Genomic DNA, 14,543 nt, shown 5'->3' with positions numbered 1-14,543 from the left:
GGAGAAAGTTATGAAAGGACTGGCATTTGATGTCTTGGGCACTGTAGGCCATTTTCGCCGTCCTGACACCACGGCGACCCAAATGACATATCCCTTTATTACGCCTACGGCGGCCAAAGGGTTGGTAGGAGCTATTTTGGGAATTGAGGACTTTGTGACTGATGACCGGATAGGCATTGGACTGCTGCGACCGGTACGAACGGTTGCGCAACAGATGTCCATGCTGGGGAAAGACTCGGGGAGCACCTTTAACCGTCCGACCACCATTGAACTGCTGGTAAATCCCGGCTATCGTATCTATTACACCGGAGAAGAATATACAGAGCAGTTATTTGAATTTCTCACCCGGGAAAGGGCGATTTACACTACTTATTTAGGTGTTGCCTATGCCCTGACGAAGCCGATGCTTTACCGGGTCTATCCGGAAGTATCCTATATGGTGCCAGAAGGAAAGGAGATCGAGCCCAAAACGGTTGTGCCTACGGCTCTTATCCGGGAAATAGTTCTCAAAGCGGATCGTTACTATTGCCGGGCAGGCGGGTTTATGTATAAGTATAAAGGGCGGCGAACCTTTGAAAAGTCGATAGATTTTCTTTATGAAAAGGATGGGAAATCCATTGCTTTTATTCCTAAAAAATGTGAAGACGATTCACCCCTGGATCTCAGTTTAGCTCATTTTGGGGAGGATTTGATATGCCTGATTTAATCCCCTTTGAGCAAGATAAATTTTTGAGAAAAAAGTATCTTAGAGTATAGTTTAAAAGGTTTTAGTGGTATAATTAGTTGTCAAGAGGCTAACTCTTTTTTAACAATTCCTAAAAGTTTGTGTTTAATTGAGTTATTTTAAACTGTCGTCGATGTGCAATAAGGTAAAAATGTCTGGAGATCGACGACAGAAGATATGGCTTAGTAAGCGGGATGTAGGAAAAATACAATTTATTGGGATTAGAATGTCTAATCATAAATACTGATTTAATGCGGGTAAAATGGGTTTTTAGCCTACCTATAAGGGATTGAAACAAGTCGGTTCAAAAGTTTCCTTTACTGGAAATGTTTGTTTTTAGCCTACCTATAAGGGATTGAAACTTGGATCTAAAACCCCCATCCCCGCATCATTTAGTCGTTTTTAGCCTACCTATAAGGGATTGAAACAGAATTACAAGAGCCTGTCCGACGCCGCCAGAGAAAAGTTTTTAGCCTACCTATAAGGGATTGAAACTACAGGGAGTGTTTCGTATTTTGTGTAATTAGTTATTTCGTTTTTAGCCTACCTATAAGGGATTGAAACTTTCAGAGGCTAAATACAGAAGTTCGATTCCTTGCTGGTTTTTAGCCTACCTATAAGGGATTGAAACGTCAGCACATGAAACTTGGATATGATTTTATTCTAGGTTTTTAGCCTACCTATAAGGGATTGAAACCTTCCCAATTCGGCCATTCTCTCTACCGCTGGGCCGGTTTTTAGCCTACCTATAAGGGATTGAAACACAAAATCGACTGGTCCCGATTTGGGTGTTAAGTATGAGTTTTTAGCCTACCTATAAGGGATTGAAACACGGCTGTTATGTCCAACTATGACACAGACGATATGGTTTTTAGCCTACCTATAAGGGATTGAAACCTTGCTCACGTCCTCCACCACCTTTTTTCCCTTACACGTTTTTAGCCTACCTATAAGGGATTGAAACGCCTCATATGGAGTATCTATCTGGACGTAAGACAACGTTTTTAGCCTACCTATAAGGGATTGAAACTCGAAACTTTTGTGTCCTAGTTCCATTTAAAACACCGTTTTTAGCCTACCTATAAGGGATTGAAACACAGTCGTGCCATAAAAGTTCTGCGGATCATTGGTATCGTTTTTAGCCTACCTATAAGGGATTGAAACCAATACGCCTGTGGGTATAAACTGGCGGAGAAAAAGTTTTTAGCCTACCTATAAGGGATTGAAACACATTCCTGATGCTGAACCTTTTCAAATTATGAAACGTTTTTAGCCTACCTATAAGGGATTGAAACCCGGAGGACTCATCATCATAGCCCATGCTGTCCAAAGTTTTTAGCCTACCTATAAGGGATTGAAACCATATACTTTCTATATAATTCCCGTCTGCGTTCCCCGGTTTTTAGCCTACCTATAAGGGATTGAAACGCAGGAGATAGCACCATATCAACCGCCTGTTCCTCCGTTTTTAGCCTACCTATAAGGGATTGAAACCAAAAACCCTTGCAAATAGCTGATGCTACTTTCTCGTTTTTAGCCTACCTATAAGGGATTGAAACTTCATACTGTGCTTGCGTAATCCTACCCATCTCAACGTTTTTAGCCTACCTATAAGGGATTGAAACAAACCGTAATCTTAACAATCAAAAGAGTATGACTAATCGTTTTTAGCCTACCTATAAGGGATTGAAACTCGCTCCAACTCAATCTTATCAAGCCATCGTTCATCGTTTTTAGCCTACCTATAAGGGATTGAAACCATAACTTTCGGATCGTTCGCATCAGGCGGCATATTGTTTTTAGCCTACCTATAAGGGATTGAAACGGACAAGTGTATCGCCTACTGCACCAACAGTATCAGGTTTTTAGCCTACCTATAAGGGATTGAAACTATCTCCCTCCATTGCCCTGTAATATATTTATATACGTTTTTAGCCTACCTATAAGGGATTGAAACACTGCAGCAGCTGCTCTATATTTTCTTTTTGTTTAGTGTTTTTAGCCTACCTATAAGGGATTGAAACCTCTAGTATCTCATTTAATTTATTTATGGCATCTTGTTTTTAGCCTACCTATAAGGGATTGAAACTTGATACGGTGCGCCCAGTTTTGGCCAAGCATGGCCTGTTTTTAGCCTACCTATAAGGGATTGAAACTATTTCCGATCAACTCAAAACCCTTAGTGGTTCTGCGTTTTTAGCCTACCTATAAGGGATTGAAACAACTCATTAAGGGGCATCGTCTCCCCGGTAAAACTGGTTTTTAGCCTACCTATAAGGGATTGAAACTACCTTTTTCCTGAATGATTTTTTCTTGCTTTCTGCTGTTTTTAGCCTACCTATAAGGGATTGAAACGCATATCCGGTAAGACGCAGCCTGTCAGGGAAATGTACGTTTTTAGCCTACCTATAAGGGATTGAAACTTATATATCTATGATGGGGCAGCGGCAGGAAGTATCCGGGTTTTTAGCCTACCTATAAGGGATTGAAACCGACAATCTCCGTATCGTCAATCAGCGGCTTTCCAAGTTTTTAGCCTACCTATAAGGGATTGAAACCATAGTTACATATGCCGCATTTCACTTCTTTCGTCGTTTTTAGCCTACCTATAAGGGATTGAAACATATCTAATACCGCTAAAGGACCAGCTTCACTTGCGTTTTTAGCCTACCTATAAGGGATTGAAACTAAAAGGAAAGCGCGGCGTTTCATCAGGATCAAAATGTTTTTAGCCTACCTATAAGGGATTGAAACAATATTTGGGACGAGCATGATATATATAGCCGTAAACGTTTTTAGCCTACCTATAAGGGATTGAAACAGATATGCCGTATCCGGCATCACCGGGAGAAAAGCTGGTTTTTAGCCTACCTATAAGGGATTGAAACCTGGATAGAATAGACGAAGATATGCTTGCAACCTACTGGTTTTTAGCCTACCTATAAGGGATTGAAACATATCTCTCATGCCGTTATCACTCTCCCCTCAGCTACGTTTTTAGCCTACCTATAAGGGATTGAAACGGCCCAACATGATTTTTTTGTTGGGCATTTGTTGGGTTTTTAGCCTACCTATAAGGGATTGAAACGCCGAAATCACATCCACGGCAAAGATATTAGGCCTGGTTTTTAGCCTACCTATAAGGGATTGAAACGCTCATCGGCAAGATAATATAATTTGCGTCTCGTCGTTTTTAGCCTACCTATAAGGGATTGAAACCTCTTTCTCCCCATAGGGGATTGGTAGCCCCTTGCGTTTTTAGCCTACCTATAAGGGATTGAAACTATGCTGCCGACTATGAGACTTACCATGGCACGGAGTTTTTAGCCTACCTATAAGGGATTGAAACTGACGCTGGCGGAGAAGTTCGTTGCGGTGATCCGGCGTTTTTAGCCTACCTATAAGGGATTGAAACACGGTATGAACGCGCAAGACACGGAATCACGTATTCGTTTTTAGCCTACCTATAAGGGATTGAAACGATTGAATTTGCGCCAGCGTTTTTGAGATTGCCGGTTTTTAGCCTACCTATAAGGGATTGAAACCTAAACTTCACCTTCATGCCGCGGACGGATTGTCCGGTTTTTAGCCTACCTATAAGGGATTGAAACTCTGTATTCTGCATTGGTAAAGTATTTAATATCTGCGTTTTTAGCCTACCTATAAGGGATTGAAACCGCTGTGTCGGGGACAATGCCGCCGATATGGTATTGTTTTTAGCCTACCTATAAGGGATTGAAACTGTACATGGAATCCATATGTTTGATGACGAATTTTACGTTTTTAGCCTACCTATAAGGGATTGAAACTTCAAAAAATGGCAGCACTCGTCACTTGAGGTCTAGGTTTTTAGCCTACCTATAAGGGATTGAAACCACGTTTTATTTCGTCGATGTTTTTCTTAAGTGCAAGTTTGTATTTGTCAACTTAAAATTAGGCCATATAGTCATTTAATTTTCGGCCACTAAGAAAAAAAAATTTAGTCGTTTCATAAGCATATTTAGTTTTCAAAGAGCATTGTTTCACGATGAATGCTAACGCGCTATCGCTTGTTACATCCTGTATAAATGTTTATCAAAAACATGATAAACCTTTATACAGGGTTATTGTTTTTTTCTTCATGCCAGTTGCTGTTGTTGTAACCACTCCTTCGTTTCTTTCATGCGGTACGAGTTTCCATTCATGTTGACGATGTATGACTGATGCGTCAACCGGTCAATCATGGCCGCCGTCATCACGGGATCCTGAAAAATTTCACCCCATCGTTCGAAGGATAAGTTGGTTGTGATGATTGTCGATTTGCGACCAGCCCTCAGCGACAAATGGGTAAACAATAATTCAGATCCTTCCTTATCAAAAGATATATAACCCATTTCATCGGCAATAACCAAATCATATTTTTCAAAGCGGTTCTGGAAGGCTCGAAGAGTTTGCTCTGCTCGGCATTCTTTAATCCGGTTAATGAGGAGGGGAACAGTTGTAAACCATACTTTATATCCCTCCAGGCAGGCCTTTAAGCCTAGCCCAATACTCACATGCGTCTTGCCTGTTCCCGGGTTCCCCGCCAGAATAATGTTGCGCCCCTCCTGAATAAACTCTAATGTTTTCAGCTGCTTTAACTTCTTTTGGGCATCATCTGGCAAATCCGCGATGACCAAATCTTCAAGGTACTTTTTATGTGTAAATTCAGCCAGACGAATGCGATTATGCCGCGAGGCTTCCCGACGAGCATCACATTCCTTCTCCAGTAACTGCGCCAGAAATGCTTCATAACTGGCATCCTGCTGCGTTGACTCCCGAACTTGCTCATCCAAATGCTTACGAATCATAGGGAGTCTCAGTTCTTTGCTATATTCCAATATCGCTTCCTTAAACGCCTTGCGCGGCGCGTTACTCATGCAACGTCCTCCTTTGCTTTTGGTGTATGGGTATCAAACATGTCATCGTACATGCGAAGCTGCTGTGCTGACCGCTCTACAATCTCTTTTCCCGTTTTCGAGAGATTTGGTTGAACAACAGGCATCGCGTCACGATTCCTAGCACAAAGCACTTTAATTTTATCCGTAGTCACTTGAGCCGGATGAATTTTCTCCAGCTCCCGAATAGCTTGCTCGACTTCCGCAAATGGGACATCGTCTCGAATATATTGCAATAGCTGTATAAATTCCTTGTCTTGTTTGGTATAATATGTTTCGTATATTTCTTTTATCCTTTTAGGAGCCTGCTGCCATGCCGCACTACCGGCAAATGCACCAGGTTTTTTCCTTAGCGTATCCAAATAATGATTCAGATCAAGCCGCCACTCGTGGTTGCCGGTTAATCGCACATGCTCCGCTACCAAGGATTCCTGATGGAAGCATCGCACCCGGGTCGCATATGCTTTAATCATGATCGATTCACCTACCAAATGATCCGGTACTGAGTAACGATTCTGATCAACGATGATGGTGGAATATTTGTTCACCCGTCCATAAATCACGCGAGCTGCATCAAATGGTGGAAGGGTGGGCAGCAATGCGGGGCGCTCTTCTTCCAATCGTTCCTCCGCCGTCTGGCCGTTGTACTCATCATGGGACTTACGATTACGCTTAGTGCACACATCCTGCAAATATTGATTTGCCTCCTCCAGGGATTCAAATTCGTCCCGAAAAGCGAAGGCTTTTCGGCGAACGACCTCGACGCTTCGCTCCACATGACCTTTTTCGTTGCCCTTGCGAATATTGCAAAACCGATACTGAAAACCATAGTAGAGCGACAATTGAAGCAATCCTTGCGTCGGCTCCTTCTCCGTTCCAATAAACCTTTTCACCGCGACTTTCATGTTATCGTACACCATGGTACGATACACTTGGCCGATATGCTGGAAAAACAGGGCGTGTGCTTCCTGAAAACACTCTGTTGTTTGTTTGGTGAACAGATAAGCAAAGCGATAGTTCCCGTAAGCCGTTGTGAATACGGCCATCTGAAAAACTTGAAATTTTCCATTAATTTTTAGTTTAACCTCACCCCAATCAAATTCGCAAATGTCTCCAAGTTCATACAGAGCCTTAATAAACGCTTCCTTTGGTTTCCGTTCCAAGCTTCTAATGGTTCGAAGAACGGTACTGTAACTTAGTTGAGTACCCTCGGCTTCCAGTGCTTCAAAGATATCAATGGCTTTTTTTTGCTGCTTGTGCCGCCCCTGATTTCGCTTAGTTTCATTCTCGTCAAGATAGAACTGGATCCTGTTCACAACCTCGTCAGTCATTTTTCTTTTGGGTCGAATGCCCACAGTATACTTGGGGGCAGAAGTGAGGGTGTCGACTAGTGCCTGGATATCTGCCGACCCGCTCGACAATAATTGCTGTCTCCCTTCCTCATATTGTCCAATGTACTTTCCTACGGTGTCCCGATTGATCCCTGTTATTTTCGCAATTTCCCGGCGCGATTTCCCTTCATGAATATGCATCATTAAAATTTGTTGCTTGATGTTCATTGTGATCATCTCTCCCAGCCCCTACCTGTTGAATTTCCTCTCAAGTAGGTTAATCTATTGTGGCCGGTTTTTCAATGACTACGGTGGCCTACTATTAGATTACCATAGACACAAGTTTTTAGCCTACCTATAAGGGATTGAAACAGTGAATAACGGAGCGTCTGAGCGGGTTCAACATACGTTTTTAGCCTACCTATAAGGGATTGAAACTAGAAAAAAACTATTGACAATTGCATAGTATATTGAGTTTTTAGCCTACCTATAAGGGATTGAAACAAGGTGTTTTCTGTCACATCTACAATAATAAAATTACGTTTTTAGCCTACCTATAAGGGATTGAAACCGACGCCAGGACTTCTAAACGCAACTATTTATATGTTGTTTTTAGCCTACCTATAAGGGATTGAAACCGGCTTTGTGTTTGCGTTCCGCTTGCGCTTGCCTGTTTTTAGCCTACCTATAAGGGATTGAAACTTTATCCTCAATGGCTCTGATTGCGCGGTATTGTGGTTTTTAGCCTACCTATAAGGGATTGAAACTAATGCCAAATTGTTTTTAGCCATAACTAAATCTCCGTTTTTAGCCTACCTATAAGGGATTGAAACATCTGGTCATGATAAACCCTCCTTTTTACCGTCATGTTTTTAGCCTACCTATAAGGGATTGAAACCGCACTAATCTCCAAGCGGATATACACCACCTAAAAAGTTTTTAGCCTACCTATAAGGGATTGAAACTGTATGTAAACCATCCCCCCTGCATCCCTTGCGACGGTTTTTAGCCTACCTATAAGGGATTGAAACAAGAACTGCACGAAAAAGGAAAGGACGGTTTTTCAGTTTTTAGCCTACCTATAAGGGATTGAAACCGCTCCGGAAAACGGATACGTTTCATTAGTTGCCGATAGTTTTTAGCCTACCTATAAGGGATTGAAACAATTCGTCAAAATTCTCTGGATTCATGACATACTTTCGTTTTTAGCCTACCTATAAGGGATTGAAACACATCTTATTCTCCCATAATTTCGTTCACAAATTTGTTTTTAGCCTACCTATAAGGGATTGAAACTGATCTTATATTAGTGGCCTATGATTATTTATATAGTTTTTAGCCTACCTATAAGGGATTGAAACCAAGCTGTCTAGACGGAATTTACACGGCGGATCAAGAGTTTTTAGCCTACCTATAAGGGATTGAAACTGGAAATGGCTGTCCGAGCGACAGCGGGTACTCTCAAAGTTTTTAGCCTACCTATAAGGGATTGAAACATCCTGTGAGATCACTTCTCCGCCAATATCATAGTAGTTTTTAGCCTACCTATAAGGGATTGAAACCTATCGGTGAAAGTAGTCTATGTATGTAAACCATCCGTTTTTAGCCTACCTATAAGGGATTGAAACTCATTGACGGTATGAATGCTCAGGACTCAGAGTCAAGTTTTTAGCCTACCTATAAGGGATTGAAACTGCGGAGAAAAGCATTGAGAATTCCGGAAAGTTCGGTTTTTAGCCTACCTATAAGGGATTGAAACAATATAAACTGTCTCCATGTAATTCGTGCCTCCTAAGTTTTTAGCCTACCTATAAGGGATTGAAACTGGTACCTGTAAAAGAGTGATAGTCTTCATACGTTTCGTTTTTAGCCTACCTATAAGGGATTGAAACCGCGAAAAATCCCCTCTACCACTCCTGTATTGGCTCGTTTTTAGCCTACCTATAAGGGATTGAAACGCAGGACGGATGCAGATAAGGGGGACGGAACAAAAAGTTTTTAGCCTACCTATAAGGGATTGAAACCGCGAAAAATCCCCTCTACCACTCCTGTATTGGCTCGTTTTTAGCCTACCTATAAGGGATTGAAACGTAGTCCATCCTGCTTGGGAAGTCCCTATCGTAAACGTTTTTAGCCTACCTATAAGGGATTGAAACAAGGCTACATTTAGTGCCGTTGTTGCGTCTGTTGGTGTTTTTAGCCTACCTATAAGGGATTGAAACAAGGAATGGAAAGATAAAATGATGGAGGAAGTTGAGGGTTTTTAGCCTACCTATAAGGGATTGAAACAATAACCATTTACTTATAAACTACTACATTACTAGGAGTTTTTAGCCTACCTATAAGGGATTGAAACTCATCAAGAGAAAAGCACGATGGCTTCCCTATATTGGTTTTTAGCCTACCTATAAGGGATTGAAACAGGCAAAAAAGCACTATGACCTCGGAGGAAACGTCGTTTTTAGCCTACCTATAAGGGATTGAAACCTGAGACACTCCCAGAGTCTTGGCAATTGCCGAGACTCGTTTTTAGCCTACCTATAAGGGATTGAAACCCCGTATAAACTCCCTCTAGACCGCCAGGAATGTCGGGTTTTTAGCCTACCTATAAGGGATTGAAACGAATTTTGGAAATAGCCTGCTGGGATACTCCCAGTGTTTTTAGCCTACCTATAAGGGATTGAAACGTAAATTGTAGCATACTTGATACTGTAGCTTTCCAGTTTTTAGCCTACCTATAAGGGATTGAAACCATCATCACCAATCTCTTTGGCTACCCGCAGGGCCATGGTTTTTAGCCTACCTATAAGGGATTGAAACGTGATATTAGAATAGGAGTCCTCATTTAAGGCCGTGTTTTTAGCCTACCTATAAGGGATTGAAACGAAACCGCAACGGCCAGTTATAAGCTAAGAGACGGGTTTTTAGCCTACCTATAAGGGATTGAAACCCCGCATAGACTCCCTCTAGACCGCTGGGAATATCGTTTTTAGCCTACCTATAAGGGATTGAAACTCTTTTCTTTTCCGTTTTTCAGGACACGTGTTCCTAGTTTTTAGCCTACCTATAAGGGATTGAAACAGCATAGAATCCTTCGATAACGAAGGATGAGAATGGAGTTTTTAGCCTACCTATAAGGGATTGAAACTGTGATGCAGGAAGTGCCTTGGCACGATAACACTAGTTTTTAGCCTACCTATAAGGGATTGAAACACAAAAAATAAAAAGGAGTGTATTTAAAATGAAATGTTTTTAGCCTACCTATAAGGGATTGAAACACCACCAGTGAATACATAAGAGAGAGAGTCTTAGAAGTTTTTAGCCTACCTATAAGGGATTGAAACTAGAGATCACCCCCTCCCCCGCCCCGGCACCTTGGCGCGTTTTTAGCCTACCTATAAGGGATTGAAACTGGGGGTATAGACCCAATCGTAGGGGGTGGGGTATAAGTTTTTAGCCTACCTATAAGGGATTGAAACTCATCATAGATGATAGCGTCTATGATAGCTTGTAAACGTTTTTAGCCTACCTATAAGGGATTGAAACAAACGCATTGAAGCAGCATCTGGAAACGACACGATCCGGTTTTTAGCCTACCTATAAGGGATTGAAACACTTCTAGGCAGGAGCAAATCCTGCACTATAGGAGTTTTTAGCCTACCTATAAGGGATTGAAACCCAAAAGATGTCACTTGAAGGCATGGATGATCAGGACATGTTTTTAGCCTACCTATAAGGGATTGAAACTATGTACCGTCCCCTACGATACGATTGATCATCCTGTTTTTAGCCTACCTATAAGGGATTGAAACAGACAAATGCAAACCAAAGTTTTGGAAATTTTTCCTGGTTTTTAGCCTACCTATAAGGGATTGAAACAGGTGAACTGCACGTCATCGGGTCTGCGACCATCGGAGTTTTTAGCCTACCTATAAGGGATTGAAACTCTAGAGGTTAAATTTAATGATTCTACCAGACCCTCGTTTTTAGCCTACCTATAAGGGATTGAAACCCGCCACAATCGTGGATTGTTACATTACGCAAGCCGCGTTTTTAGCCTACCTATAAGGGATTGAAACCTACATTCTGGTAACCTGATCTTTATCCTGATTCGGTTTTTAGCCTACCTATAAGGGATTGAAACTCTAGTGCTTCGACGATATTTTCGCCTCTGCATATAGTTTTTAGCCTACCTATAAGGGATTGAAACCTACATTCTGGTAACCTGATCTTTATCCTGATTCGGTTTTTAGCCTACCTATAAGGGATTGAAACCTTCTCCTCTGTCCACATTGCCCCTAGCAAATTCCAGTTTTTAGCCTACCTATAAGGGATTGAAACGCGCGTTTGACGCGCTTGATCGCGTCTATATCCGAGTTTTTAGCCTACCTATAAGGGATTGAAACGTACCTGGTCATAACACCTACTCATAACACCTACTCCCGTTTTTAGCCTACCTATAAGGGATTGAAACCTAATATAATATCATAATTTTTATGATATTTCAAGCGTTTTTAGCCTACCTATAAGGGATTGAAACATAGCTAACGCACCTTGTAAAAACTTAGTACCTGGTCGTTTTTAGCCTACCTATAAGGGATTGAAACACTATTCTCATCCCTATAAGGGATTGACTCCCGTTTTGTTTTTAGCCTACCTATAAGGGATTGAAACTAGATACCTGACTATCCCAGTCCACTGGGATTTCCCGTTTTTAGCCTACCTATAAGGGATTGAAACTCTATAAAAAATCCAAATACTGAAGCAAATCTCAAGTTTTTAGCCTACCTATAAGGGATTGAAACAATTTTCTGATTTTTTCAGGAAAGACTTCCAAAACTTTGTTTTTAGCCTACCTATAAGGGATTGAAACGCATCCGGGCAATAAGGTTTCTAGTAGTAGATACAGTTTTTAGCCTACCTATAAGGGATTGAAACATTTTCGGATCGTGTCGTTTCCCGATGTGCCATAAACTGTTTTTAGCCTACCTATAAGGGATTGAAACCTATCTGAGGAGAATTATAATACTTAACTTCATCTGTTTTTAGCCTACCTATAAGGGATTGAAACTCTATCCCGGCCAACACTATCCGCGAAGCATCGATAGTTTTTAGCCTACCTATAAGGGATTGAAACGCCTGCAGTAGATAAGGATCACCTCCTCTCATAAAGTTTTTAGCCTACCTATAAGGGATTGAAACTCACCTCCGCATACTTTTGATTTCGCTCAATCATATGCGTTTTTAGCCTACCTATAAGGGATTGAAACAAGCCGTGCCGATCTGTAAAAAAGCTTCTGGGTTCAGTTTTTAGCCTACCTATAAGGGATTGAAACAGCGCGGGGCTGCCGGAGACGAAGGGGAAGGCTGCTGGTTTTTAGCCTACCTATAAGGGATTGAAACTGCTGTCTGCGCTCCGCCTCAAAACCTTTGTCATTTCGTTTTTAGCCTACCTATAAGGGATTGAAACTATCCCAGGAGGAATATACATGGGGTATACGGGCAACGGGTTTTTAGCCTACCTATAAGGGATTGAAACTCAAAGGTAACTATGAAGGTGGAGAAGCAATAGGCCTTGTTTTTAGCCTACCTATAAGGGATTGAAACCTGGAAAGATAGGGGCAGGCCAATCCTACTGCGCGTGTTTTTAGCCTACCTATAAGGGATTGAAACCGATTTCGCTTGTAAAAGTATTGAGCCAGCCTTTGGTTTTTAGCCTACCTATAAGGGATTGAAACATCCACTTATTTTTCATTATTGAATACCTCCAAATGCGTTTTTAGCCTACCTATAAGGGATTGAAACTCTTAGGCATTGTCATCATCGACCAGGCGAATATCGTTTTTAGCCTACCTATAAGGGATTGAAACAAGCACCTGCATTGTACTTATTGAGCTTGTTGTATGTTTTTAGCCTACCTATAAGGGATTGAAACTCTTAGGCATTGTCATCATCGACCAGGCGAATATCGTTTTTAGCCTACCTATAAGGGATTGAAACTCTCATCATACTCTTCGACAACGAGGTCAAGGAACTCCTGTTTTTAGCCTACCTATAAGGGATTGAAACCATGATTAACCATGTCGTGCAGAGCAGTTTGCCTTACGTTTTTAGCCTACCTATAAGGGATTGAAACTTGTATTGGTGAGTAAATCAAGTTGATAGTCAAACGTTTTTAGCCTACCTATAAGGGATTGAAACTCCACTATACGGATAGCCCATACTTCCCCGCCTCGTTTTTAGCCTACCTATAAGGGATTGAAACCCTAATCAGGAATATATAAAAGTTGGACACCAAAAGTTTTTAGCCTACCTATAAGGGATTGAAACCTGCCAGTCCAAACAGAACCAGTTCTTGTTATATCGTTTTTAGCCTACCTATAAGGGATTGAAACTATCATAAAACTAAGCGAAATAGATAATAAAGATGTGTTTTTAGCCTACCTATAAGGGATTGAAACTTGGGACTGCTGGGACGCAAACCACTTCCCGTGCGGGTTTTTAGCCTACCTATAAGGGATTGAAACCCAAAATGCAGGAACTAGGGTATGCCGCTCTAGCAGTTTTTAGCCTACCTATAAGGGATTGAAACAATGAAAAGGAGAATGATTATGAGTAAAAGATCTAGTTTTTAGCCTACCTATAAGGGATTGAAACTCGGATTGAGAAAAGCAATCTTGGCCAACTCCTCGATAATTCGATCGGCGTTGACTCCGGTTCGCCTTGACCTTTCAGCCAGAGCTTTATCAATAGCATTTTTAATTTCAGGTTTTTTCAGGTTTTCATCGCCAATAGAATAAGCTGTCTGTGGTGAATACCCTGCCCGGATTGCTGCCTGGGTGGCATTCAGATCAATCAGATACTCCTCTACAAAACGTTTTTGCTTTTTTGTTAAGGCCATCCTGCCACACCACCTCACTAATAATTATTAGCACCCCGCCAAGGAGGGAGACGGGGTGCTCTGCCGGGTTGCGTTATAAGCCCGGGTCCGAATAGAAGAAAAAGAGCCCGAAGGCTCTTGTTATTTATATACTGCTAATATTTATAATTTTATTCCGGTAAATTATCAATTGCATATTGAGCTTGACTGTCAGTGTAGTTATCTCCATGTTCAGATGTTAGTTGATCAAAAAGTTCTTGGTCTGACATCGGCATGATTTTTTGATAGTTTTTAGCTGCCTCTAAAGCTTCCTCATTATAATCAACCTGCACATTCTCGATGGCATATTGTGCAGCTTCCGCTGGGTACTGATCTCCATACTCGGAGGTCAGCTGATCGTATAGTCCCTCCTTCGAAAAAGGCATGATATTAACATAGTTCTGCGCGGATTTTAACGCGTTCTTAAATTCGCGAGGTACATCGGCCTTTACCGGTTCCTCTTTCTTAGGCTCCCCCGCGACTAATGGATCAGCGTCAGCGGTTGCACCAACTTGTTCTGTCGGTTGTTTTTCTACCGTTGCATCTTCTTCGCCAATACTCCCTATTGCCCCAATAACGAAAATTGCAATAATTGCGATAAACCACCATCTCTTATAAATAGGTTTCCTTTGCTTTTCATTCATGTAAAATCC

The 14,543-nt window shown here is 41.5% G+C and carries 4 protein-coding genes, 1 pseudogene and 2 CRISPR repeat arrays; of the genes and pseudogenes, 1 reads left to right on the top strand and 4 read right to left on the bottom strand.

Features of this window, described 5'->3' with window-relative positions:
- Positions 1-10 precede the first annotated feature (10 nt).
- Positions 11-706 carry a CRISPR-associated protein Cas5 gene (gene cas5, locus CEQ75_RS17335; protein WP_089612279.1) on the top strand — a complete coding sequence of 232 codons (696 nt, stop codon included), beginning with the start codon at positions 11-13 and terminating at the stop codon, positions 704-706.
- Positions 707-990: 284 nt separating this feature from the next.
- A CRISPR array of direct repeats spans positions 991-4,599; the repeat unit is 30 nt; unit sequence GTTTTTAGCCTACCTATAAGGGATTGAAAC.
- Between the two features lie 243 nt (positions 4,600-4,842).
- On the opposite strand, the gene istB is transcribed toward cas5, so the two are convergent.
- From istB to CEQ75_RS17315, 4 genes and pseudogenes are all read right to left on the bottom strand, one after another.
- Positions 4,843-5,622 carry an IS21-like element helper ATPase IstB gene (istB, locus tag CEQ75_RS17330; RefSeq protein WP_089608935.1) on the bottom strand — a complete coding sequence of 260 codons (780 nt, stop codon included), beginning with the start codon at positions 5,620-5,622 and terminating at the stop codon, positions 4,843-4,845.
- The gene (gene istA / locus CEQ75_RS17325) at positions 5,619-7,208 is read right to left on the bottom strand and encodes an IS21 family transposase (protein WP_089608934.1); all 1,590 of its coding nucleotides are present in this window, start codon (positions 7,206-7,208) and stop codon (positions 5,619-5,621) included. Before istA ends, istB begins: the two co-directional genes overlap by 4 nt.
- 105 nt (positions 7,209-7,313) lie before the next feature.
- Positions 7,314-13,628: a CRISPR direct-repeat array (repeat unit 30 nt; unit sequence GTTTTTAGCCTACCTATAAGGGATTGAAAC).
- Positions 13,629-13,689: 61 nt separating this feature from the next.
- Positions 13,690-13,872: pseudogene (locus CEQ75_RS17320) on the bottom strand (terminase small subunit); the annotation flags it as partial.
- Between the two features lie 149 nt (positions 13,873-14,021).
- Complete coding sequence (locus tag CEQ75_RS17315) at positions 14,022-14,534, bottom strand: Ltp family lipoprotein (protein ID WP_089612278.1); 513 nt, start codon at positions 14,532-14,534, stop codon at positions 14,022-14,024.
- Between the last annotated feature and the right edge of the window lie 9 nt (positions 14,535-14,543).

Source organism: Dehalobacterium formicoaceticum (genome assembly GCF_002224645.1).
Lineage (GTDB): Bacteria > Bacillota > Dehalobacteriia > Dehalobacteriales > Dehalobacteriaceae > Dehalobacterium > Dehalobacterium formicoaceticum.
Note: the sequence above shows the minus strand (reverse complement) of the source record. Positions and strands in the feature narration are given on the sequence as shown.